Genomic DNA, 23,809 nt, shown 5'->3' with positions numbered 1-23,809 from the left:
CTATTTATTGCCCGCTATTTAACAGCATATCGCTATAGGAGTATTGTAGCAGGTCCTGGTCTTTTATTTCAAATGCTTTGCGGTAATATTGGCATTGTTCCTGCAACTTCTCAACTGGCAGGTCTTCGGTTTTGTTGCTGGCTTCTACTTCCACAAAGGAGCCTAGTGTATCGAGTTGGTCCAAATGAAACTTCACGTTGCCAATAAAATAGATCTCGCGTTTTTTACTACGGTTACTTTAATACCCAGCGCATTGGTTAATGTTTGTTTCAAAACAGCCGCATCGGATACGGGAGTGAGGAGGAAATCGGATTGCTTTGGACAGGCCTGGTTGGTGCGCTGGTACCAGATGAGGTTATTTTCAATATTGCCTTCGCGCAATTTCAGGCGGCCATTGGGTACGTTAAAGTAGGTATCGGTTTGAAAATCGGTTCCATTGAACGCTGCTCCCCTATTCAATAGGTATTGTCTTATTTGATCGGTTTTTTCAGTACGGGCTTTGATCTCAATATTAATAAATGGCATCGGATAAAAGTATATGGGAGCAATTTATGCTGCATTTTTTATATTTGGTACTTATTCTACCAAGGTTACAATGAAAAAGAAAAGGACATTACGAATGCAGGCGTGAAGGAAATTGCCCGGCTGGCAAAGGTTTCTACGGCCACAGTGGACCGGGTGATCCATAACCGAACAGGAGTTTCGGCTAAAACGAAAGACCGCATCAATAAGATCATCCAGGAGCTGAACTATCAACCCAATGTGCTGGCACAGCGGCTGGCGCTGGCTTCGAGGGGTACATTGCGGCTGGCTGTATTGCTGCCCGAGATTTCGGAAGAAACGGAATACTGGAAAGCGCCGCTGGAAGGGGTAAACAAAGCTGAATCGGAGGTCAAACAATACCGGGTACAGATTGAACGGTATTTCTTTGATCAGAATGTAAAGTCATCCTTTGCACAGCAAGCCAAACGTATCATGAAGAACAAACCCGACGGGCTGCTGGTGTCGCCAACGTTTGAAGAGGAATCGAAACAGTTGCTGACTTATTGTAGCAAGGAAAATATTCCGTGTGTGTTGATCAATTCGGATGTATTGGGTTATAACCGGCTATCCTATATCGGTCCGGAATTGTTTCACAGTGGTTATCTATCGGCGCAGTTGGTAGATTACTGTATTGACAAGGGACAAAAGGTAATGATTGCCAATATTGCGCGGGAGATTGAGAACAATTTCGCCATCCTGCGCAAGGAAGAGGGATTCCGCAAGTATTTTAATGATCATCTTTCGGCAGGATTGTTGGTGCCTTTTAATTCAACGGATACGGATTATGAAACGGTTTCGGCCAGGTTATCGAAACTACTGAAGAAGGAAAAGGAGATCGGCGCCATCTATGTTACCAATTCAAGGGTATCGTTGGTGGCTAAATGGCTGGAAGTGAATGACCGGCAGGATATTTTGTTAATTGGTTATGATTTCCTGGATGACAATGTAAGTTATCTTGAAAAAGGGTTGATCGATTTTCTCATTTGTGAGAAACCGCAGGAGCAAGGATTCCGTGGTGTGATGACTTTATTTCAACGATTGGTGTATTCCTCGCCTGTAGAAGAAAATTACCTGATGCCTATTGATATTATTACCAGGGCCAACTATAAATTTTACAGAAACTGATCACGGGCTATTTTTTTTTGCTATATTCGTGCACGTGCCCGTAATTCGGGCTTTATTGACAAAACCGGCTATTTATGCACGGAACGAAGCTTGTCATAGTAGTCATGCTGCTATGGTATTCTATTGCTGGCGCACAGGTATTGGACCTGAAAAAAGCGTATGGTACTACGCTGCTGCAGTTGACGGAAACGTTGCTGGAACGGCAGGTAAAGGAGGAGCAGGCGCCTACTTGTGGGGCCATTGCCTGTAAGGCCTGCAATGTATGGCATACGCGGGCAGGGGAATCAGTCTATCCCTTTTCGGTGGCTTACGGCATCACAGGAGAAGCCCGTTATTTACAAGCAGCAAAAAATGCCGCTGCCTGGCTTATCAGGCAACAGGAAGTCAATGGCAGTTGGAAGGAAACGCCCGAAGAATGGACGGGGACCACTACGGACCAATTGTTGATGCTGATGCTGGCGTATGATATCATTCACACTCATTTTACGGCAACAGAAGAGAAAGCCTGGCAGGAGTCGATTAGCAAGGCTGCGGGCTACTTATATGCAGTAATGAAGCCGGAATTTGCCAGCATCAACTATGTAGCCACGACCACGGCTACACTGGCCAAGGCTTACGCCTTTACAAAAATCAACAGCATTTACAAAGGGCGCGGGAACTGGCGCACAGAACGATCTCGAAGATGGATGAATATGGGTTCATCAATGGGGAAGGCGGCCGGGGTATTGGCAATAAGTTGGGGATAGACCTGGGGTATGAAATGGAAATGAGTTTATGGGGACTGGGTTTGTATGCCCGGTTAACGGGGGACACGCTGGTAGATAGCCATGTCAGGAAATCGTTGAAAGGGCATTTGTACTTTATATACCCCGATGGTTCGTTGGATAATTCATGGGGCATCCGATCGAATAAGTGGACCTTGTATGGCGGAGCTACTTCGGACGGGTGCCAGGCGCTGTTTGCGCTGTATGCCAATGACGATGCCCGCTATGGGGCGGCCTCGTACCGCAACCTGCAGTTCATCCGTAAAAATATATTGCCGGAAGGGTTGATCGGTTATGGTCCGCATCATTACCGGGCCTTGACAGTTGCTCCTTGCATCTACCCTACTTTTACAAAAGCCAAGAACCTGGCCCTGGCATACGAGCTGGATAAGCAAGGCAAACATACAATGGCCAAGCTACCGGCAGATTCAATTGGCTGGATCAATTATTTCCCTTCATTGGACCTGGTACAGGTGAGGACGCAGCAATTCATGGCCACGATTACGGGTTACCGGTACAAAGACCAAGCAGCAGGGGCGCGTAGTAAATACATGCACCGGCCCAATGGAGGTACGCAATCTTATTTGTGGTTAAAGGGATTTGGGGCTTTACAGGTATCGAGTGTTACAGCTTATTCACGTCCCGAGCCGATGAGTTTCCCTGAAGCACCGGGTGTGCAATGTTTGACGCCCCAAATAGCTTATCGTGATTCTACGGGCTATTTCACTAATCTCTATGAATTTGATAGCCGGCTTAGTATAAAGGTGCTGAAGAAGGGAGTTTTCCAGGTAACAGCAACAGGTGAATTAAAAACAAGGATTGGATCAATGGTGGGGTAGCTTATCAACTCACGTATGTTTTTGGAGATAATTATATTGATAAAACGGTTCGCCTCACGTATCACGATGCATTTCCGGTAGTGACGATCACGGAGCCGTTTGTAGAGGTAGAAGGGAGTGTATTCACGCAAGTAGATAGTACGCATGTACTGATGCGTGTTCAAAGTCAAGCGGTGCATGTGGGTATCAAGGCCGGGAATGCCAGGCTTTATATGGGGCGGAATGCGGCTAATTACCGGATGCCCTACCCTGCTGTGAAGGCATATCCGATTGAATTTGAAATAGTGCCGCCAGGGAAAGGATTTACGCAGGAGGTGCGGTATAGGATATGGGTGGATTGAAAGTCCGGAAGACAGGAAGTCCGGAAGTCGGGAAGAAAAGAAAAGGGGATCAGTTAATTGAGTCGTATTGAAGGAAAGCGTAGTGAGATTGTGGTGTTGTATAGCAGGTAGGAGGGTAGTAATTTTAACAAACCGCTGATAAAGAATGGGGAAAAATATTTGGTTATTTAATTATTTTGTTTAGATTCGTGCACGTGCCCGTTCTTATCCTACGTTACTATTCGATTTCCATTTTACCTTATTAGTTCCCCTAGCGGGATTTTATTTTTCTCCAATTTCGGGCACGTGCCCGAAATTGTAATGAAAACCACCCTGAACTGATGATTGAATACAGTGAATATATGTGTTGTGCGTACCTCTATATTATCTCGAAGTATGGCTATCCCCACCGGTGGCGGATACGGAAAGGCATATTAAGGAGATGGCGCAACTGGGTTTCCGGCATATTGAATTAGAAGGAATTGGAGAGGATAATATCAATTACCTCTACGAACACCGCAGCCGCATTGCAACAGCGCTGGATACTCATCATTGTACGGTGCCCATGTTTTGTGTTGTGCTGCCGCAACTGGGTTCAGGTAAAACAGCCGAACGCGCTAAGAGTCTGGCTTTGTTTGAGAAAGGATGCGCCACCGCCAAAGTGTTGGGTGCTGAGGGGGTGCTGGATAATGGTCCACTTTTACCGCTCACCTACCCACTGGATATGCCGGTAATGCGTCATTATAATGATGAGGTGTTGGGCAAATTGCTGCCGCCGCGCAATCTGAACTGGGCCGATTATTGGCTGGAGCTTACGACCACTTACCGGGAGGCGTGCGCCATTGCAGCCCATTATGGTCTTGCTTATCACCTGCATCCTTGTGAAGGAGCCTAACGGTGGGAACGGATTCTTTCCTGCATTTCTGGCAGGCAGTGGGCGCAGGTAACCTGTACTTTAACCTGGATACGGCGAACCAGTATTTTATGAAAGAGAACCTGTCGCTGAGTGTTTTGAGGTTGGCTGATAAGATCAGTTATATCCATCTATCGGACAATTCAGGTACACAGGTAGAACACCAGGTACCAGGGGCGGGTAATATTTATTGGGATGGTTTCTTTAGCACCTTGCAAAGTATTGGATATAAAGGCAGGATTGCCATTGATGTAGGAGGGGCCGAAACAAAGATCAACAATATAGACCAGGCATATACGCAAACTGCCAGTTGGCTGAATACGCAAATAAAAAGGTATTTACACTAAAATAAGGTTCATGGTATTGGTTGGAACATGCAGGAGAAAAGCTTTCTTAATAGGGTTATTAAGCTCGGTATTGGCGCTGCAAAGTAGTAATGCGCAACAGTATAATATTGTACACTCGGGTGCTGTGGGGGATGGCGTTACTGATAATACGATCGCTATACAGAGGGCTATTGATTCCTGTACGGTAACGGGCGGTAAGGTCTATTTTCCGGCAGGCACTTTCTTATCGGGTACGATAGTCTTAAAAATAATGTAATGCTTCATTTGTCGGCCAAAGCAACGTTGCTGGGTCAACCTGCATCGAGGCATTTCGCTTATCAACAGTCGGGCATTCCGTTTTATGGTGAAGACTGGGCCCGGCAGGCATTGATCTTTGCAAGAACCAGGAGAATGTGGGTATTGAAGGGGAAGGAACGATTGATGGACAGGGAGGATCTTTTGTGATCAATACGATCAAAAGCCGGATCGCTATAAAGACCGTCCGTACCTGTTGTGGTTTGCGGGCAGCAAGAAGATCACGGTGAAAGGGGTACGGCTGAGGAATTCGGCCTTCTGGATGCAGCATTACCTGGGTTGTGAGCAGGTATTGATCGATGGAGTGCATATCTGGAATCATAGCAATAAGAACAATGACATGATCGATATTGATGGCTGCAAGTATGTAACGATCTCGAATATAACCGGGGATTCGGATGATGATGGCATCACGATCAAGAGTACATCTCCGCTGATCTCGGAGCATATAACGATCACCAATTGCATTTTAAGCAGTCATTGTAATGCGCTTAAGTTTGGTACAGAATCAACGGGCGGCTACCGCAACATTGTGGTATCCAATTGTGTGATCAAACCTTCGGCGCAGGTAAGTACGATCTATGGGCGCCCTGCTGGCATTAGCGGCATTGCGCTGGAAGTAGTAGATGGTGGTATCATGGAAAATATTTCGATCAGTAATATGGTGATTGATGGCCCGGAAGTGCCGCTGTTTATCAGGCTGGGCAACCGGGCGCGCAAGCATATTGCAGCTGTCCCCACTCCCCTGCCAGGCAAACTGAAAAATGTCAGTATCTCGAATATCATTGCTACGGGGGCGAATGGCATTGGTTGTTCGATTTCGGGGCTTGACAAAGCGCCTGTAGAAAATATATCGTTGCACAATATCAGTATTGGTTTCAGTGGTGGCGGTGCTGCGGCGGATGGGCAGACTGTACCGGAGGAAAAGGAAGTGGATTACCCGGAAGCCACGATGTTTGGCAAGTTACCGGCCTATGGATTCTTCATTCGTCATGCCAAGGATGTAAGGTTATCGGATATCCGGCTGCGCTTTCAACAAGCAGAAGCAAGACCGGCCTTTGCGGTAGTGGGAACGGATGGGTTTACGCTGCGTGGGCTTAATGTACAAGCTGAGGCAACTACTGATGCAGTGATTGTAGTGAACAACAGTAAGAACGGGATAGTGGGTCGTAATGTACCTGAATTCCGTGCAAAGCGGTTGATCAAGCAGGATCAACAGTCGGGCAATATCAAAGTGGATAAATAAAGGGGCTCTGGTAGCCTGTAAGAGATAGATTAGGGTGAGCGGCCCCTGGGGAGGGAGACCCACCATAGGGAGGCTTCCACAACCAATAGCCGCAGGCTTGCTTTCATTAATAATACTCGCATGAAGGATCGTATTGCATACTTGTACCGTTTATTTTCTTTTTGCTGCTGGCATTGGCAGGCGGTGGTTATGGCTTTGCACAACAGGGCACAGATGCGCTTTCGCTGGGCAGGCAGGTAGCTGAACGGTTTGTAAAGGATACTCGCTTTGATTTTGTATTTGAGCCACAGGAAGCGGTATTGGGTATGCAGGTAGTTGATTTCCGGCACCTGGGAATGCAAGCAGGACAAAAGCTTATGCTTACTGTCAAAGCCAATCCAGTACGGATACGCTGATGCGCTTCGGTGTAAGCAGTAGTGTGAAAATAAAGATATGGGTGAATGATGTATTGGTATTTGAACAAGGAGAAAGCCTGTATGGGGTACCCCGGGAAATAGCGTATGGCAAATTCCGGTTTGGGCAATACTTCACGACCATGCAGCATAAGGGGATCAACAAATGGCTGGTCCAGTTGGAGCCAACAAAGACTGGGGCGCAGGTGGTATTGCTGCGGCCGCAAACGGAAGCAGGTGATCTTGACCAAGGTGTTAACTTTAGTGGTATAGTTGCCGGCAAAAGTGGCTGGTGGTATACTGGACAACCTACAGCTTCCCAAGCTGTTGCTTTGCCGGAAAAGGAACTGCAACCGTATCTGTTCACAGGTCCGGCCCTGATCAGCTGGCAGCAAGCGCCACAAAGGTTGTTACCTACGCTGCGGATTGACAGTACTGCCATTTATCAGCGGGAGTCGTATGCCAACTGGCATTATTCGCACGGGCTTACGGTATGGAGTATTTGGCAACTGGCGCAAGCAAGCGGGAATACCTCGATGGATGGTTTTGTAAAACAATACACTGATTTTGTTTTAAGGAATAGTGCTTATTTTAGACAGCAATACGAGCAATCCTTTGCTTACCGGGGCACGCTGCACCGGCTATTTCGCCGCACGATGCTGGATGATACGGGAGCGCCCATACTTCCCTTTGCAACATTGTACAGCAGTACGCGCAATCCGGCACTGAAGAACCTGGTAGATACGATTGCACAGGTAGTAACAAGGGAGCAGGTGCGGTTGTCCGATGGGACTTTTGCCGGCCGGAGCCGGTGGCCTATACGGTATGGGCTGATGATCTTTTATGAGTGTACCCTTTCTCTCGATAATGGCAAAGGCTACAGGCAACGCCAGTTTTTTTGATGAAGCAACGAAACAGGTATTGCAATTTCAGCAGTACCTGTTCATTTCTGAAACTGGTTTGTACAAGCATGGCTGGTTCAGCAGGAGCCAGGAAAAATCGGTGGCTTACTGGGGCCGTGCCAATGGCTGGATCGTATGGGCTACGGCGGAGCTGCTTAATGTATTGCCTACTAATCACCGCGATTATCAAAAGGTGCTTACGATTTTCCGGCAACATGCAGGGGCATTGGTCAAGTACCAACAAAGTAGTGGTATGTGGCGGCAGTTGCTGGACCGGCCAGGAGCTTATGAAGAAACCTCTTGCACGGCGATGTTTACGCTGGCAATAGCGCGTGGTGTGCGCATGGGATGGCTGGGAACAGCATACAAAAAATATGCCTTATTGGGCTGGCAGGGGGTAGCGCGGCAAATTGAAGCAGGTGGTATTGTGCATGGTATTTGCCGGGGCACGGAAATAGGCTTTGATGAGGATTTTTACCTCAACCGGAAACAACTGGACAATGATCCGCGCGGACTGGGGCTGTGATCACAGCCGCGATAGAAATATCAAAACTGGATAATAAACAAAAACGAATAAGAGGCATTGAAACAAGTATTGCTGATATGGTTATTGGGTTGTTGCCTGTTTGGCGCCTGCGGGTCTGGAAGGGGAAGCCGGGCGGTCAATAGGTTGTTTGATATTGACCGGATGGTTCGGTCACAGAACGTGGGTATATGCGGGTAGGTCCCACTGATGTTTACGGGGCAGAGAAAGGATATGGCTGGGTGGTAGCACCTACGGGAAGTTTTGACTCGATGTACAGCAAGCTGTCTGACAGTTTATTCAGGGATGGGGTAACAGGCAGTGACAGTATGGTATTCAGGGCGGATATTCCAAATGGTAATTACTGGATCACGGTGGTGACGGGACAGCACAAGGCTGATCAGTTGCAATTGCAAGTGAAGATAAATGGACATGTTTTTATTGATACGGTATCAACACCCTGGTTCCGGCTACCTTTTAGAAGTACGCGAAAAAAGGTGGCTATTACAGATGATAAGGCGATCATTAGTATGGTTGCTATTGGTGGTGGACCTATCGGCATTATGAGTATTGAAATAAGGCCTGAGACGCCGATACAGGAGATCGCATTTCCGGAGAAAAGCCCGGAGCAGGACACGGCTGTAGCAGTACAATTTGAGCACCAACTCGTTCAGGTTATAGGCAATAGTAGCAATCCCGAGGCGGCCATCAACCAGTTGCACTCGCTTCGTCAATATTTGCAAGCGTGCAGGTATTACAACGGGGGCGGCTGGGGATGGGCCACCAGGAAAACGGGTATGAACCAAATTCAGCGGATGTATACAGCGGCCAACCTGTTGGAACAGGTGGTGGCCGATCCGGCTGATCCATTTTATTATAAGGCATTGTACCTGCTGGGCAGGATCCATTACTGGTTGTACCAGGAAGATGAGCAATTGTACCCGGATAGTAAGGCGGCAATTTATTTTAAGGAATTGGCCAGTATATTTCCCAAGCATGAAGTGCTGCAGATGTACCTGGGCAATCAGGTACCTGACAGCTTTACACCGGGTGATACAACAGGGGCTCCCCGCTGGGCGGTATTGCAATATGAAGCGATGAGCAGGATGCAGAAGTTGATCCATTGGTGGGTACAGCAACGGCAAGCGGCCAATGGGGAGCTAGGCGGCAAGTTTGGTGATGATGTAGAAATGCTGCGGTGGTGGCTTCCTGCGGTAGTAGGCGCCGATGACAGTATTGCACGCAAGGGTTATACTCGATTGGCAGATGGCATCTGGAACAGTGACCTGCTGTACCGGGGTTATTCAAAGGGAGTGGATGATGTGGAGCATTCGGCTGAGCTTTCAGGGATTCGCATCCGGGTATGTTCATGATCCGGTATGGTGATCCGGCTTATGTAGAAAGGTGCATGATCAGTATGCAGCATTTCAGGGATGTTTGGTCGGGCATAACGCCGGGCGGGCATCGTCATTTTAAATCTTATTACCTGTCGGCAACCGAAGCCTGGGAGGATGCTCCTTATGGTGTAGATGTGCCATTGAATGCGCGGGCGTTGCTGCCTGGACTGTGGACGGCCTGGTATAACGATAATCCCACCCTATTGCGGTTGTTCACAGAATGGTCAAATGCCTGGGTAGCTGATGCAGCAGCAGCAAAAGATGGCAAGCCGGCAGGTGTTTTTCCCGCAGCAGTGCACTTTGGGGATGAAAGTTTTGGTGAGCAATGGTATGCTCCGCAACTCAAGTATGATTATTATGACTGGGATCACCTGGGACATGTGGGTGAATTGTATTATCATTTAACGGGGATGTATTACCTCACACGGCAGCGGCATTTGCTGGATCCGGTGAATTATGCGGCCAAGCTCATTACGGAAGCTAGTCAACATGCCCCGGCTGCCGATGCGCCCAAGGGTTCGTCCGAATGGGTGAAGCAGATCCTGTTGCAGGGGGTGAAGATAAAACAGCGGGGAATCATCCACTGGGTCAGGTATTTGCCATGACACGCCAGTTAAGCAGGCAATCAACTTATGATGAGTTGGTTAAGAAGCTATCCTCTCCTTACAATCAATATACGCTTACGGGCAAGGTGGCGGACATGCTGGAAGGCTTTACTCCCATACTGACCTCACTCCGTTACAATTTTCCTTTACTTACAAGTGAAGTAAAGTTTACGGACCGGGTCTATGTACGGGGCAGCGATCTGCTTACGGGTATGTATACGGGGCATTTTGGTAGGGGATTTGAATTCCCTTCATTGGTTGCTACCTGGAAAAATACGGGGCCGGAGGTATCTGTTTTTGTGCGCCGGGGAGATGAACGGTCGGCATTGGTATCGTTGTTCAACCGTGGTAAGGCCAAGGCAATTGAAATGAATACCTGGCGTTTGGCTCCTGGAGAATACAAACTTACGATTGGCACAGATAGCAATGATGACCTACAGGCAGAGGAAATATTGACGGAACAAACGATCAGGATCACTGAACGAATAGGCAGGATTGAAATAAACTTACCAGCGCAAAAGCTGGTGGTAGTAGAACTGCAGCAGCTTCGTGCAGATGGGCAAGGGCTTTCAAAAAGAGCTGATGTAGCGATCAGTGAACGGGATATTGCTATTGGGCATCAACAATTGGAAGCAGGTGATGTAGCGGATATTCTGTGCACGGTGCACAATATAGGCAGTGTGGCAGCCAGGCAGGTGACGGTTGCGCTATTGGTAGATGGAAAACTAACGGACCGGCATATCATTCCGGTAATTGAGGCGCCCAATGACCTTGAACCGCGCGCGCAAGTAGTGCGACTGCAATGGAAGGCAAGGGAAGGGAAGCACCAGCTTACGATCCAGGTAAGTTATGGAGGGAAAGAAATCACCAGCATCAATAATGAGGCTAGTATCGGCATAGAAATACCTTATTGGCCATCAAATGATCATCCATGATTGTAAGGACATTGATACAAGGATTGTTTTTTTGCTCTTGTGCCAGGTTGCAGGCGCCAATGGCTTACCGGTATTGCCTTATCCGCAATATGCCCAGGAAGAGGAAAGGAAAATTAGTTATCCGGCCAAATTGCAGTTCCAGGTCAATGGGCTTACTAAGGAAGCAAGTGAACGATTAACACGGCATTGGCAAGATTTTGGGAAAGGAATGCAGGGAGTAGCTACTGGCAGTGCCAAAGTATCATTGGTAATGCTGGGTAAAAATGCGGCAACTGATAAAAATTACAGGCTGTAACCGGCAGCAGGTGGAGTCAGTTGGGCCAGGAAGGTTATGTGATGATCATGAATGCCCAAGAGCGGGTTATTGCTGCACATACGGAAACGGGTCTTTTTATGGATTACAAACGCTGAAGCAGTTAACCAGGGGGCAATGGGCACAAGCTTTAGTGATTGTAGACTGGCCGGCATTTGCTACGCGGGTAATCTATGATGACATCAGCCGGGGGCCTATTTCAACGGTTGCATATATCAAGGAACAGATTGAAAGGATGGCAGAGGTTAAGATCAATTATCTCTCTTTCTATATTGAACATGTGGTGCAGCCACTCTCGCACCCTGACTTTGCGCCCACCAATGGCAAGCTTACGATTGGGCAGATCAAGGAGCTTTCGGCCTATGCAGAACAATACCATATACAATTGGTGGGGAGTTTTCAATCGTTTGGGCATTTTGAAAAGATATTGTCGTTACCACAATACCGGTCGATGGGAGAAACGAATACAATGATCTCACCGCTTGACCCCAAGGCGCGTCAATTTCTGGAACAGGTGATTGGTGAATTGTGTGATGCGTTTAATGCGCCCTGGTTTAATGTGAACTGTGACGAAACTTTTGACCTTAATAAAGGAAGATCCAAAGTGTACATTGACAGTATCGGCCCGGCCCGTTTTTATTCCGACCATATCCGGTTCTTGTATGACGTTGCGAAGAAGCATCATAAAAAGATGATGATCTGGGGAGATATCGCCCTTCAGTACAAGGATATCCCGGATATGTTGCCCCGTGATATTATTTACCTTACCTGGGAATATAGCGACCAGCAGAGTTATGCCCGGTGGATACAACCTTTGCAGACCGTAAGCTGGAGTTTATGGTGTGCCCGGGCATACTCAATTCTTACCGGATGTTTCCGGATATGGTGATGGCCAAAGGAAATATTGCCGGCTTCCTGGAAGCAGGTAAGGTAAAGGGGGCAACAGGCGCCTTCACCACGATTTGGGATGATGGGGGTAGTTATTTGTTTTCGGCCGACTGGTATGGGGTGTATGTAGCAGCAGAAAAAGCTGGAATCTGGACAGTACGCAGGACCATTCATTCGACAGGCGGTATGAGGTTACTGCGTATGGTACCAGCAATGGCAAGTATGTAAAGTCGCTCTTTAAGTTGATGGAGTTAAGGGAGCTTCCGCTCACTTATAACCTGAATGATAATTTGTGGAACCAGGTATTGCTGCCAGAAAAAGGGAAAAGATTATTGCTGAACAATCGTTCTGTACCCGCAGCCAAGGCGATATTAAAAGAAGCAGGCGGCACGCTTGCTAATGCGGTGCCAAAATGGAATGGGGATGATGTGCATACGCTTCAGCACGCCATTGATCAATACACGATCATGATGGATACAAGACTTGTGCTGGCAGAAACGGTGAATCAATACCGGCACGGGCTAAGTATGGCAGCTACCCAACCGCAACAGGCTGTTTCCCTGCTGACAAATGCAGTGAAGCCGATACAGGAACTGTCAAGGCGGTATCAATTGATGAAGGAAGGATACACTGCTGCCTGGAGAAGGGAAAACCAGGAATATTGGCTGAAGGAAGTGCAACAGCCTTATAATAACAAGATAGCCGACTTGCAGCAGCTTGAGCAGGCATTAACAAGCGCTGCTACAGCCATCCAACAACAGCAGGCCCCTACCCCTGCCAGTAATACACGGCTCGATATAGTTGAAACGACCTTTAGTTATTTTCAGAACTGGATGCTCACCGGCCCCTTCCCGGCCAAAGAACCGGGCCAGGCGCCCGGGTTCCTTTACGCCGAGAACAAGGAGTACAATAAACCACCATCTCCCGGTGACTTCACGATGTACGAGGGGAAAACGTATCGCTGGCAAAAGTTTGCCACTTCAAATGGGGGATCATTGACCTGAGGCTAAGTTTGGAAAAACAACACCGGCCAGCGCATTCGCTTATTGTCATATTACTTCTAAAGAGGCTGTTAATACAGGGGCTTTTTTAACAGCGCCGGCGGGTGCACAGTTGTTTTTCAATGGGAAGCCTATCACCCCACAACAGGTAATGATGTGATGCCGGGTGAAAAGAAATACTTGTTACCCTTTATGGTAGGGATGAACCACTTACTATTGAAAATACCACAAGGGGAAGAACAGGGTTGGCAATTCTTATTCAGGCTGGCACCGGAAGTAGAGGTGATCAATCAGAAACACAAATACCAGGCTAATCCCAAAAACAAAGTATATGAAGCTGAATAACGGTTTGCTGTATGTTTTTCGTTTGCCCTTTTACTTTGTTCCCTCCATGTAAAGGCGCAGGTAAAAAAGAAGAGGTGTTATTGGCCATTGACCAGATGGCAGGTTATGTATCGAATGTATTGCTGGATGAAGAAGGGAAAAGCCGCTGTGATTATAACCTCACAGAAGGTAAATGGTATGCGTATGAAGTGCCCTGGCATACGGGGCAGGCGGTGTATGCCTTGCTGGCTGCTTACAAACAAACGAATAATAAGGCTTACCTGGATGCCGCCATCAGGGGCGGTAATTTCTGGGCCGGGTTGAGATCAAAGACCATCCGGTGATGAAGGGTATGGTAGCTGGCGTACATGGGGATGCACTGGGAGATGAATTCATTGTATTTGCTACGATTTCTGATGGTACGCCGGGTATCTATGAGTTATCGCGTGTTACGAAGAACCCACGTTATGCCAAAATAGCTACGAACGCCGCCAGTTGGATGCTTAAGAATATGTACTACGCTGAAAAAGGTGTTTGCTATGATAATATTGATGCCAAGACAGGAGAAGTATTGAAAGAGTACAGTCCTTTTTGGAAACTAAAAGATAAAAAAGAGCAAAAGTTATTTGATGTTTCGCGCCCCAATACGGAAGGTTGGCTGTTTAAAGACGCCTATGAGTTTTCGGGGAATAAGCAATTCAGGGATGCCTATCTCAACCTGTGTAATAGTCTGTTGGAAAAGCAGGGGCCTGAAGGGGTTTGGATGCAGTTCATGCCCAATTTCATAGATGAGAAATCATTCCACCCACGGTTCTCCTTATGGTATGCCGAGTCACTGATCCATGCGTACAAAATGACGCAGGACAAGAAATACCTGGAAGGGGCAGCGAAAACAGCGCGGGCTTTTGTAAAAGCGCAGCAGAAAGACGGAACGATCTTTTATGACAACTACATGAGTGAGCGGCAACCGGATAAAGGTTCTGCCACGGGCAGCTCGGTAGCGCTGGCAGGTATTGTATGGATCGAATTGTCCAAGTACGGCTATAAGGAGTTTGATAGCAATATTGAAAAATCGGCGCAATGGCTTATCAATAATCGCTATGCCCAGGACCATCCCGATCCCAATTTACGGGGAGCGGTGCTAGAAACGAGAACACGGTTTAGAAAAGGGAAAGTATGGCTTACGAACCGGGATATTGGTACCAGCTTCGGACTTCGCTTTTGGTTGACTACCTGAATTTCAACGCTAAATAATATAACATTAATAACTGCCTAAATTCTTGCACATGAAACGATTGATCAACAGGGTGCTGTTACCGCTCCATTTACTGGTGGCTGTATTTGTTTTGCCAACATTTTTTACCGCTGCCATGGCACAGTCCAGTGGTCAGGTAAAAGGACAAATTACGGATGGTGAGGGGAATGCACTTCCCGGCGCTTCTGTAACGGTAAAAGGAACAACTATTAGTGCAGCTACTGACCTGGCCGGCAATTTTACACTAACTGGTGTAAAGGAAGGCAAGCAAACGATCACTGTGAACTACATGGGGTATGCCCCGGTAGACAGGGAAGTGGATGTGAAACGTGGCCAAACAGCTCCTTTAAACTTCAAATTGACCACACTGGCACGCAGTCTAACGGCAGTAACGGTAGTAGGCAGCAAGGAAGGTCAGGCCAAGGCGCTTAACCAGCAAAGGAATGCAGATAATATCAAGCAGGTAGTTTCGGCCGATCTAATGGGGCGTTATCCTGACCTGAACGTGGCGGAGTCGATGCAAAGGTTGCCAGGTGTAACGATTGGCCGGAACAGCAGTGGTGAAGGTGCTACGGTGCAACTGCGAGGCACGCCAGGCAATTTCACCAATATCAATGTAAACGGTGAGCAGATCATGGGTACGCAGGAAGATGGTTCCCGGAATGCGCAGCTGGATGTAATACCGGTGAATGTTTTGTCATCTATGGAGGTGATCAAAACGCTCACGCCTGATCAGGATGGCGATGCCATTGCCGGCGCCATCAATATGAAATCGCCTACTGCTACTTCATTAAGACACAAATTTGCAGTGGACCTGGGAACGGGTTATAATAACCTGCGGAGCAATTTCAATGCGATTGGCAATGCTTCGTGGAGTAAACGCTTCTTCCCTTCGGCGGGCAGTCCCAATGGCCGTTTGGGCATTATGGCTACAGGCAGTTATTTCAAAACAAAAAATGGTTATGATGAGATCAGGGCACAGGTATGGGAAGAAAAGGATTATGGGAAAGGGAATATCTTTTTCCCTACGGATGTACGGTTGTTGTATGTAGAAAATGAGCGTACCCGTACGGGTGCATCGCTGACACTGGATTATAATTTCAGTCCCAATACCAGTATTGTGGCCAACCTGATGTATGCGGATCACAATAATGACTTGACGAGGTACCGCAAGCGCACACGTATGCAAAGCAAGAGTACTACGCTGAATGCAGACAATGAATATGTAACCACCCGGGGACGCGGATACAATGAAATAAAGGCAGCTACGGAAAACAATAGCAACCTGAACTTTAATGTATCGGGTGAAACGAAGGTGGGTCGTGTAAAGCTGGATGCCGGTATTTTCCTGAGTCAATCGGAGTTTAAAAATAGGTCGGGCATCTACAACTTTATTACCAAGGACATTCCGCTAAAGATCAAAGACATTTCTACAGATTACCCGCAGGCGTATGGGGCTGATTGGAAAAATGATGCATCGTTGTATACGTATAATACGGTAGAACGGGATTGGTGGACTACGAATGGTAAGAATTTTACAGCCCGGCTCAATGCCATGCTGCCTTATTCGATTGGCAAAAACGCTTCTTCCTTCAAGATGGGCGGTAAGTTTAAAAGGATGCACAATACCCGTTTCCGCCCCGACAATACGATTGTTACCACGTATGCAGGTGCAGCTGCAGCCGGTGGTTTGGGCAATTTCCTGGGGCAATCAGAGGTATCTGACGACTTACTGGATGGGAATACCAATTTTGGATTGGGTGTTGACAAGGATAAAACGATCAGTTTCCTGGATGCCAACCTGGGCAGCAGTCTGTTCCCCATCAATGTACCGGCTACCCGGATGAGTATTGACTCTTACTTCTATGATGCGATAGAAACGGTGACCTCTGGTTATGCGATGAACCGCATCCAGTTCAACAAATTTATGGTGTTGGCCGGCGTACGGGTGGAAGCCACATCAGTAGATTATAAGGGAAATATCATTGCCCAGGATAAAGATGGCAACTGGATCTCTACCACGCCCAACCGTAAAAAGAATGATTATGTGAAGGTATTGCCGAATATTCAAGTGAAGTATGACCTCACAAAATCTTCGCTGATCCGTGCCGCGCTTACGTATGGTTATTCAAGGCCCAATTTTGTGGACCTTGTTCCCGGTCGTGTAACGAGCATTCTTAGTGAAACAGTAACAGATGGCAATCCAGAGCTGGAGCCCGCTTCGGCCGCCAACTGGGACCTGATGTATGAGAAATACCTGTCTAACCTTGGTATCCTATCGGCGGGTGTATTCTATAAAAGGATCAACAAGTTCCAATACAATAGTGTAGTGACGCTTCAGGGTGATGAATTTGACAATGCGGCCGTTTATAAGGGCTGGAGATGGTACAGAACGCTGAATGGTAATAAAGCAGACGTATTTGGCATTGAGCTGAATGCACAAGCCAACCTTACCTTCCTGCCCGGGATCCTGAAAGGGTTTTCTGTACTGGCCAATTACACTTATACCCATTCCAAAGCCGATGCACAATTCAGGAAAGGTCTTCGCCTGCCTGGTCAGGCCGATCATACTGCCAATGGCTCGCTGTCATTTGCTTACAAAGGATTTACAATACAGGGTAATTTGAATTACAACAGCGCCTATACGGTCATACTGGGAGATAAAGATGCTACGGATGTAATACGCCATGACAGGATCCAGATCGACGTTAATACTTCTTACCGCATCAACAAAATGTTCTCGGTATATGCGGAAGCGCTCAATTTAACGAAGGCGCCACAGCTAGATTATTTCGGTGAAAGATCAAGGGTTTATCAAAAGCAGTTTTATTCTTTCTGGGGTCGTGCGGGCATCAAGTTCAGGTTGTAAGTAAGGCAACGAGAAAGTGTAGGCTGGCTCTTTTGAGTCCGGAAGTCCGAAAGTCGGAAAGTCCGGAAGTCTGGAAGAAGAATCTTTTACAGCCCTTCGACAGGCTCTTTTAGACCCGGTTTCAGGTTGGTAGCCGGAGGCTACAAAATAACCTCACTCGCCAGAGGCGAGCGAGTGCAAGTCCTCCTCCCGCCATTCGGCTGTAAGGGGAGTGACTGCGAGAAAGTGTCTACAGGCAGGGTGAGCCGCCCCTAGAGGGCGACCCACTCTAAAAGCCGCCTGCGATAGGCCTTTGATAGTGCTTCGACAAACACAGGGTGAGATGGTCCAGGGTGACACCGATGCAAGACTAGTTAATCATCATTCAAAATAAAAGAACATTGTTTATCATGAAAGAAGGAATTGCAGATCAGTTAAGGGTAAAAGTGTATGGCAACAGGAAAGAACTGGGCGCAGAAGCAGCCGAGATGGTGGCTAAGCATATCAATGATCTGTTATCGAGGAAGGATAGTGTTAACATGATCTTTGCCGCTGCGGCTTCGCAACTCGAATTCCTGGAATCGCTGATTCAAAAGAGGTAGACTGGAGCCGGGTAAATGCATTTCATATGGACGAGTATATCGGTTTACCCCCAGGTTCGCCACAACAGTTTGGGCATTTTCTGAATGAATGGATCTTTCACAAGGTGCGATTCAGGAATGTATTTTATCTGAATGGGCAGGCTGTCAACCTGGAGGAAGAATGTGCCCGTTATGGCTCCTTATTGGAACAATTTGCAACAGATATTACCTGTATGGGCATTGGAGAGAATACGCACCTGGCTTTCAATGATCCGCATGTAGCGAATTTCAATGACCCGGCACTGGTGAAAGTGGTTGACCTGGACGAAGCCTGCAAGCAGCAGCAAGTGAATGAAGGTTGTTTTGCAGCAGTACATGAAGTACCCAATGATGCATTCACGCTTACTGTACCTGCATTATTAAAAGCCGGCTGCATCTATTGCATGGTGCCAGGCGCCTCCAAAGCACAGGCGGTATACCATACGCTGGTAAATGAGGTTTCGGAAACCTATCCATCCACCATTCTGCGCACGCTGCCCAATGCCTTTCTGTTCCTGGATACAGCCAGTGCAGCCAAGGTGCAGCAGCTGCCATTGTGGATGCCGGTGATAAGTGAGAATTAAAACCTATTGTTATGGCATCAACAACGATCAACGATCTATCCAAGTTTCATTATATCCTTTCGGACCTGTTCCGGTGGCCCTCTACGCCATCGGAATGGGACGCTTACCGGCTTACAGGTGAGCAGGTGGCCTTCTTTCATGAGTATGGCTACCTAAGTAATATCAAGTTGCTGGAAGCCGGGCAAATCGACAGGTTGAATGAGGAACTGGCATCAATTATCAATCCCGCGCATCCAGGCAATGAGTTGTTTTACCAGTTCTATTCCAATGAATCATCGGATGCAGCCTCGGTCTTATTTCATGCTTTGGGTGCCTGGCGCATCACGCAAGGATTTCATGATGTATTGTGGAATCCGGCATTTGTGATGGCTGCGCATCAACTGTTGGGTAACCAGGCAGTACGTTTCTGGCACGACCAGTTATTTTATAAGCCAGCCCGGCATGGTGGTGTAGTAGCCTGGCACCAGGATTATTCTTACTGGACACGCACATCCCCAATGCAACACCTTACGTGCTGGGTAGGGTTGGACGATGCCACCACGGAAAATGGTTGTTTGTATTATGTGCCTTACAGTCATCGATGGGGTCTACTGGACAAACCTGAACTGGCCGGAGATATGGAAGGATTGATGGACTACCTGACGGAAGAACAGAAAGAACAGTTTAAACCGGTACCCATTGAATTGAATAAAGGGTATGGCGCTTTTCATCACCCGCTGATGGTGCATGGTTCTTATGCCAATCATTCACCAAGGCCCCGTCGGGCTTTTGTATTGAATGTATTTGCTGATGGTACTTTATCGAATTCGGACAATGGGGAGTTATTGCCTAAAACACCGGGTATAGCCAAAGGAGAGAAGATGCAAGGGCAGTTCTATCCGCTGTTGTATACGCCGAGGAAGTCGTGAATCGGCAATCGGCAGTCGGCAATGCTTTAACTTCGAGGAGCTTCGGCGGGCACAAGTACGCCAAGGCACAGTAGCCCGGCTGCAGACTTGCGCCAGGGTGTGTATCCAGGGTGAGCCGCCCTGAAAGGGGCCCACCCTAAAAACAGACTCGACAGGCTCCTTTAGATGAAAGGTGAGTCACCCTGCAGCCCGGCAAAGCAGCGCGGCAGGGTGGCCCACCTTCTACAAGGTTGAAAGGTCGACAGGTACAGGCTGACAATGGTTAAACCCAGCAATATGCTTTTGAAAATGACATTGATTAATGGTACAGCGCAACGATTATGATACAAGACAGAATAACAGAACAGCCATCGCGTTACCGGCATCTTGAACAAATGGAGGTAACGGAGATCATACAACATATTAATGAGGAAGATAAAACGGTAGCACTGGCAGTAGAGCAGGCCTTGCCCCAAATAAACGCCTTGATTGCCCGGTTAGAAGAAAAATGCTGGCCGGTGGGCGGTTGTTTTATCTGGGCGCCGGCACCAGTGGCCGGCTCGGCGTATTGGATGCCAGTGAATGCCCTCCTACGTATGGGGTACCGGCCACGCTGGTAATGGGTATTATGGCTGGTGGTGATGAGGCGTTGAGAACGGGTACAGAAGATGCAGAAGATGATCCGGAAGGTGGCTGGAGGGACCTTCAAGAGCACGGAGTAACCACGCAGGATATGGTGATTGGTATAGCCGCCAGCGGTAGTACACCTTATGTGGCGGGCGCACTGATGCGCTGCCGGCAGGAAGGTATTGTTACCGGATGTATTGTCAATAATCCGGGTTCACGGGTGGCGGCACAAGCGGATTTTCGGATAGAAGTGATTACAGGACCTGAATTTGTAACGGGCAGCACAAGAATGAAAAGTGGTACGGCTCAAAAAATGGTACTGAACATGATCTCCACCGCAGTGATGATACGGCTGGGACGGGTGTATGACAACCGGATGGTGCACATGCAGATCAGCAATGATAAATTGCTGGACCGTGGTGTTAACATGCTGATGGAAAGATCGGGGCTTACGGATTACGCAACGGCCAAAGCCTGTTTGCTGCAATATGGCAGTGTGCAGGCAGCGCTTGACAACCTTAAACGTTAATATCATTGAATTCCACTGAAGGCTTTGACAGATACCTTCAAATCAGGGTAAGCCGTCCCAAAAGGACGACCCACCCTAAAGACGACTTCGACGGGCGTAGTTCCGCCAAACGGGATAAACGCTGACAAGCTTCTTCATTCAACGACATAATATTAAACATTAACATATGGAACAATCAGGGCACGGAAGAAAGATCGTTATTATCGGTGGGTTCTTCTTCATATTTGGTTTTATTTCCTGGATCAATGGCACGCTGATCCCCTATTTGCAGATAGCCTGTGAACTGGAGGAATGGCAAGCCTACCTGGTTACTTTTGCCTTTTATATTTCTTATACGGTAATGGCCATGCCCTCTAGTATATTGCTCAAAAAACGGGCATGGTGAATGGGATGAGCCTGGGGCTGATCATCATGGCGGTAGGCTGCCTGAGTTTTATACCGGCAGCGTATGCACGTTCTTACCTATTGTTCTTGTTGGGCTTGTTTATTGTAGGTACGGGCCTGACGCTATTGCAAACAGCGGTAAACCCCTATATCACCTTACTGGGACCCGAAAGTACAGCAGCCCGGCGCATCAGTATTATGGGTGTGTGTAATAAAGTAGCGGGCATCCCGGCGCCGCTGGTGATGGGCAGTATCATTCTCAAAAACTCCAATGGATTGTTGGCGGAATTGGCCAGGCTTTCGCCGGAGGCCAGGAGCATGCGGCTGGATGAGTTATCAAGAACGGTGATACTCCCCTACTCCTGCCTGACTATCATTTTACTGGTGGTGGCCATTGCCATCCGGTATGCGCACCTGCCAGAGATCAATAAGCCTGATGCGGGAACGGTCAGTAGCGGCCATCATAAGCAAGCAAAGTTATCGCCAGTGGTACGCAAGCAATTCCTATTGGGTTTCCTGGCTATTTTTGCCTGTGTGGGCGCCGAAGTAATGGCGGGAGATACGATTGGAAATTATGGATTGTATCATGGGGTAGCGCTGGATATTTCCAAAAGCCTTACGTCTTATACGTTGGCAGGGATGATGATCGGCTACCTGGCGGGTATCTTCGCTATACCCCGGTATATCTCGCAGCAAAACGCTTTTTATTACTCTACGCTGGCGGGGCTTTTCTTTACCTTGTTGATCCTTATCCTTCCCGGCCAGTATTCGATTATTTGTGTAGCGCTTCTGGGTTGTGCCAATGCTTTGCTGTGGCCAGCTATCTGGCCGCAAGCTTTAAAAGGCTTGCAAGGCAATTTGCTCAATAAAGGGGCTGCTATCCTGATCATGGGCATAGCCGGCGGGGCCTTACTGCCGCTGCTCTATGGCTGGCTGGCCACGGTATTCAACAACCAGCAGGCTTATTGGATCTTAGTGCCGGTATATGTATTCCTTATCTATTATAGTTTTACTGGTAAAAAACAAGCCAATTCCTATCAATCCTTGTCCGTAACCTCATAATTATCCAAACATGCATCCAACAACAGGAAGCTACCGGTGGACGATCTGCGCGTTGCTCTTTTTGCAACAACCATCAATTACCTCGACAGGCAGGTATTGGGATTGCTGAAACCGGTACTGGAGCAGGAATTCAATTGGACAGAAAAAGATTATAGTTATATCGTGATGGCCTTTACGGCTACGTATGCCCTTGGGCTGGTAGTATTTGGCCGGTTCATTGACCGGATTGGGACCAAGCTGGGGTATACCATTTCGGTTACCGTATGGAGTATTGCCGCCATGTTGCACGCGGTGGTAAAAAGCACGCTGGGCTTTGGTATTGCCCGTGGTGCGTTGGGTATTGGAGAATCGGGCAATTTTCCTGCCGCTGTTAAAACGGTGGCGGAATGGTTTCCGAAAAGAGAGCGGGCACTCGCTACAGGTATTTTTGATTCAGGAGCCAATATAGGCGCCTGTGTGGCCCCCATCCTGGTGCCCTGGATATTAGGAGCATACGGATGGCGTGAAGCCTTTATTATCACAGGAGCGATCGGCTTTCTGTGGCTAATCGCCTGGCGTATTTTTATGAGCATCCGGATAAACACAAGAAGGTATCGAAGGAAGAACTGGCGTATATCCGTATTGATGACGAAGATGGTGCACCCGAAGGGGCTACCGGAAAGCGCATGGCTGAAGCAGCGCCGATCAAATGGATACACCTGTTCAGGCTTACACCTACCTGGTCGTTTATTGCAGGCAAATTCCTGACAGACCCTATCTGGTACTTTTTTATGTTCTGGCTACCCTCCTATTTCAATACTACATTTAATCTTGACCTCAAGAAGCCAGGGCTAGCGTTGGTGATCGTTTACTCGGCTGCTACGGTGGGCGCTATTGGAGGAGGCTTATTGTCCTCCTGGTTTATCCGCAAAGGATGGACGGTATCGAAGTCGCGCAAAACAGCCTTGTTTATTTCGGCCTTACTGGTATTGCCCATCCTGGGCGCCCGATTTGCTACAGATATGTGGACGGCGGTAGCGCTGATCAGCCTGGCCATTGCCGGCAATGCAGCCTGGAGTGCGAATATTTATACGATTGTGTCGGATATGTTGCCTAAGAAATCAGTGAGCTCTGTCATTGGTATTGGTGGCATGGCAGGGGCTATAGGCGGTGTAATTTTCCCCTTGTTCATTGGATTTATATTGGATTATTACAAAGGGATCGGTAAGCTGGTAACAGGATACAATATCATCTTTCTTGTATGCGGGTTCTCCTTCCTGCTGGCGTGGCTGGTGATCCACTGGTTAACACCCACGATGAAGCCTGTTACGCTGGCCGATACGCAACACTAAAAGCTCAAACA

General features: G+C 47.9%; 29 protein-coding genes and 2 pseudogenes. 29 read left to right on the top strand and 2 right to left on the bottom strand.

The genetic code is table 11. The features are described 5' to 3' along the window. Window positions 1-4 precede the first annotated feature (4 nt). Both RS881_RS28490 and RS881_RS28485 read right to left on the bottom strand, forming a co-directional pair. Entirely contained in the window at window positions 5-184 is a 180-nt protein-coding gene (locus RS881_RS28490; protein WP_315824220.1) for a hypothetical protein, read from the bottom strand. An 8-nt stretch (window positions 185-192) separates the two neighbouring features. Beyond that, window positions 193-525: a class IV adenylate cyclase gene (locus RS881_RS28485; protein WP_315824219.1), complete on the bottom strand. Its 333-nt coding sequence runs from the start codon at window positions 523-525 to the stop codon at window positions 193-195. A gap of 102 nt (window positions 526-627) precedes the next feature. Between RS881_RS28485 and RS881_RS28480 the strand changes: the two genes are divergently transcribed. The 29 genes and pseudogenes from RS881_RS28480 (at window position 628) to RS881_RS60070 (ending at window position 23,798) form a co-directional block, all read left to right on the top strand. Beyond that, complete coding sequence (locus RS881_RS28480; protein WP_315824218.1) at window positions 628-1,668, top strand: LacI family DNA-binding transcriptional regulator; 1,041 nt, start codon at window positions 628-630, stop codon at window positions 1,666-1,668. Window positions 1,669-1,742: 74 nt separating this feature from the next. Beyond that, window positions 1,743-3,612, top strand: a pseudogene (locus RS881_RS62315) (ulvan lysase-like protein). A gap of 343 nt (window positions 3,613-3,955) precedes the next feature. After that, on the top strand, window positions 3,956-4,486 hold the full coding sequence (locus tag RS881_RS28460; protein ID WP_315824214.1) for an IolE/MocC family protein: 531 nt from the start codon (window positions 3,956-3,958) through the stop codon (window positions 4,484-4,486). A 2-nt stretch (window positions 4,487-4,488) separates the two neighbouring features. Then, window positions 4,489-4,851, top strand: coding sequence for a sugar phosphate isomerase/epimerase family protein (locus tag RS881_RS28455; protein WP_315824213.1), 363 nt, complete (start codon window positions 4,489-4,491; stop codon window positions 4,849-4,851). Window positions 4,852-4,861: 10 nt separating this feature from the next. After that, window positions 4,862-5,107 carry a glycosyl hydrolase family 28-related protein gene (locus tag RS881_RS28450; RefSeq protein WP_315824212.1) on the top strand — a complete coding sequence of 82 codons (246 nt, stop codon included), beginning with the start codon at window positions 4,862-4,864 and terminating at the stop codon, window positions 5,105-5,107. Continuing rightward, a complete protein-coding gene (locus RS881_RS28445) occupies window positions 5,107-5,295 on the top strand; it encodes a hypothetical protein (RefSeq protein ID WP_315824211.1) in 189 nt (62 codons plus the stop codon). Before RS881_RS28450 ends, RS881_RS28445 begins: the two co-directional genes overlap by 1 nt. A gap of 46 nt (window positions 5,296-5,341) precedes the next feature. Then, window positions 5,342-6,391, top strand: a complete 1,050-nt coding sequence (locus tag RS881_RS28440) for a glycoside hydrolase family 28 protein (RefSeq protein WP_315824210.1) — start codon at window positions 5,342-5,344, stop codon at window positions 6,389-6,391. Between the two features lie 161 nt (window positions 6,392-6,552). Then, window positions 6,553-6,786, top strand: coding sequence for a hypothetical protein (locus RS881_RS28435; protein ID WP_315824209.1), 234 nt, complete (start codon window positions 6,553-6,555; stop codon window positions 6,784-6,786). After that, window positions 6,786-7,685, top strand: a complete 900-nt coding sequence (locus RS881_RS28430; protein ID WP_315824208.1) for a glycoside hydrolase family 88 protein — start codon at window positions 6,786-6,788, stop codon at window positions 7,683-7,685. The genes RS881_RS28435 and RS881_RS28430 overlap by 1 nt, the downstream gene beginning before the upstream one ends. Further along, complete coding sequence (locus RS881_RS28425; protein WP_315824207.1) at window positions 7,651-8,211, top strand: glycoside hydrolase family 88/105 protein; 561 nt, start codon at window positions 7,651-7,653, stop codon at window positions 8,209-8,211. The genes RS881_RS28430 and RS881_RS28425 overlap by 35 nt, the downstream gene beginning before the upstream one ends. Before the next feature lie 188 nt (window positions 8,212-8,399). Then, on the top strand, window positions 8,400-9,581 hold the full coding sequence (locus RS881_RS28420; RefSeq protein ID WP_315824206.1) for a tetratricopeptide repeat protein: 1,182 nt from the start codon (window positions 8,400-8,402) through the stop codon (window positions 9,579-9,581). Beyond that, entirely contained in the window at window positions 9,572-10,210 is a 639-nt protein-coding gene (locus tag RS881_RS28415) for a hypothetical protein (RefSeq protein WP_315824205.1), read from the top strand. Before RS881_RS28420 ends, RS881_RS28415 begins: the two co-directional genes overlap by 10 nt. Continuing rightward, window positions 10,132-11,145: a CARDB domain-containing protein gene (locus RS881_RS28410; RefSeq protein WP_315824204.1), complete on the top strand. Its 1,014-nt coding sequence runs from the start codon at window positions 10,132-10,134 to the stop codon at window positions 11,143-11,145. Before RS881_RS28415 ends, RS881_RS28410 begins: the two co-directional genes overlap by 79 nt. Further along, a complete protein-coding gene (locus tag RS881_RS28405) occupies window positions 11,132-11,440 on the top strand; it encodes a hypothetical protein (RefSeq protein WP_315824203.1) in 309 nt (102 codons plus the stop codon). The genes RS881_RS28410 and RS881_RS28405 overlap by 14 nt, the downstream gene beginning before the upstream one ends. A gap of 10 nt (window positions 11,441-11,450) precedes the next feature. Further along, entirely contained in the window at window positions 11,451-12,347 is an 897-nt protein-coding gene (locus RS881_RS28400; protein WP_315824202.1) for a family 20 glycosylhydrolase, read from the top strand. After that, a complete protein-coding gene (locus tag RS881_RS28395) occupies window positions 12,329-12,574 on the top strand; it encodes a hypothetical protein (RefSeq protein ID WP_315824201.1) in 246 nt (81 codons plus the stop codon). Before RS881_RS28400 ends, RS881_RS28395 begins: the two co-directional genes overlap by 19 nt. Window positions 12,575-12,591: 17 nt before the next feature. Further along, on the top strand, window positions 12,592-13,350 hold the full coding sequence (locus RS881_RS28390; RefSeq protein ID WP_315824200.1) for a hypothetical protein: 759 nt from the start codon (window positions 12,592-12,594) through the stop codon (window positions 13,348-13,350). Between the two features lie 153 nt (window positions 13,351-13,503). Beyond that, window positions 13,504-13,692 carry a hypothetical protein gene (locus RS881_RS28385; RefSeq protein WP_315824199.1) on the top strand — a complete coding sequence of 63 codons (189 nt, stop codon included), beginning with the start codon at window positions 13,504-13,506 and terminating at the stop codon, window positions 13,690-13,692. 11 nt (window positions 13,693-13,703) lie between these two features. After that, window positions 13,704-14,015: a hypothetical protein gene (locus tag RS881_RS28380; RefSeq protein WP_315824198.1), complete on the top strand. Its 312-nt coding sequence runs from the start codon at window positions 13,704-13,706 to the stop codon at window positions 14,013-14,015. After that, entirely contained in the window at window positions 14,012-14,908 is an 897-nt protein-coding gene (locus RS881_RS28375; RefSeq protein ID WP_315824197.1) for a hypothetical protein, read from the top strand. Before RS881_RS28380 ends, RS881_RS28375 begins: the two co-directional genes overlap by 4 nt. Window positions 14,909-14,957: 49 nt before the next feature. Next, window positions 14,958-17,795 (top strand): TonB-dependent receptor, encoded by a 2,838-nt coding sequence (locus tag RS881_RS28370; RefSeq protein WP_315824196.1) that lies wholly within the window; start codon window positions 14,958-14,960, stop codon window positions 17,793-17,795. Window positions 17,796-18,184: 389 nt separating this feature from the next. After that, the gene (locus RS881_RS28365; RefSeq protein WP_315824195.1) at window positions 18,185-18,376 is read left to right on the top strand and encodes a hypothetical protein; all 192 of its coding nucleotides are present in this window, start codon (window positions 18,185-18,187) and stop codon (window positions 18,374-18,376) included. A 26-nt stretch (window positions 18,377-18,402) separates the two neighbouring features. After that, entirely contained in the window at window positions 18,403-18,978 is a 576-nt protein-coding gene (locus RS881_RS28360; protein ID WP_315824194.1) for a 6-phosphogluconolactonase, read from the top strand. Between the two features lie 11 nt (window positions 18,979-18,989). Then, window positions 18,990-19,886: a phytanoyl-CoA dioxygenase family protein gene (locus RS881_RS28355; protein ID WP_315824193.1), complete on the top strand. Its 897-nt coding sequence runs from the start codon at window positions 18,990-18,992 to the stop codon at window positions 19,884-19,886. A 320-nt stretch (window positions 19,887-20,206) separates the two neighbouring features. Continuing rightward, window positions 20,207-20,485, top strand: a complete 279-nt coding sequence (locus RS881_RS28350; protein ID WP_315824192.1) for a hypothetical protein — start codon at window positions 20,207-20,209, stop codon at window positions 20,483-20,485. After that, window positions 20,392-21,021, top strand: coding sequence for an N-acetylmuramic acid 6-phosphate etherase (locus RS881_RS28345; RefSeq protein WP_315824191.1), 630 nt, complete (start codon window positions 20,392-20,394; stop codon window positions 21,019-21,021). Before RS881_RS28350 ends, RS881_RS28345 begins: the two co-directional genes overlap by 94 nt. A 166-nt stretch (window positions 21,022-21,187) precedes the next feature. Continuing rightward, entirely contained in the window at window positions 21,188-21,406 is a 219-nt protein-coding gene (locus RS881_RS28340) for a hypothetical protein (protein WP_315824190.1), read from the top strand. Beyond that, entirely contained in the window at window positions 21,400-22,467 is a 1,068-nt protein-coding gene (gene gluP, locus RS881_RS28335) for a glucose/galactose MFS transporter (RefSeq protein WP_315824189.1), read from the top strand. Before RS881_RS28340 ends, gluP begins: the two co-directional genes overlap by 7 nt. Before the next feature lie 36 nt (window positions 22,468-22,503). Further along, a pseudogene (locus tag RS881_RS60070) lies at window positions 22,504-23,798 on the top strand (MFS transporter). The last annotated feature ends 11 nt before the right edge of the window (window positions 23,799-23,809 follow it).

This window comes from Paraflavitalea speifideaquila, assembly GCF_032395985.1.
Lineage (GTDB): Bacteria > Bacteroidota > Bacteroidia > Chitinophagales > Chitinophagaceae > Paraflavitalea > Paraflavitalea speifideaquila.
The sequence above is the reverse complement of the archived record's forward strand: the minus strand, read 5'-3'. Positions and strand labels throughout refer to the sequence as shown.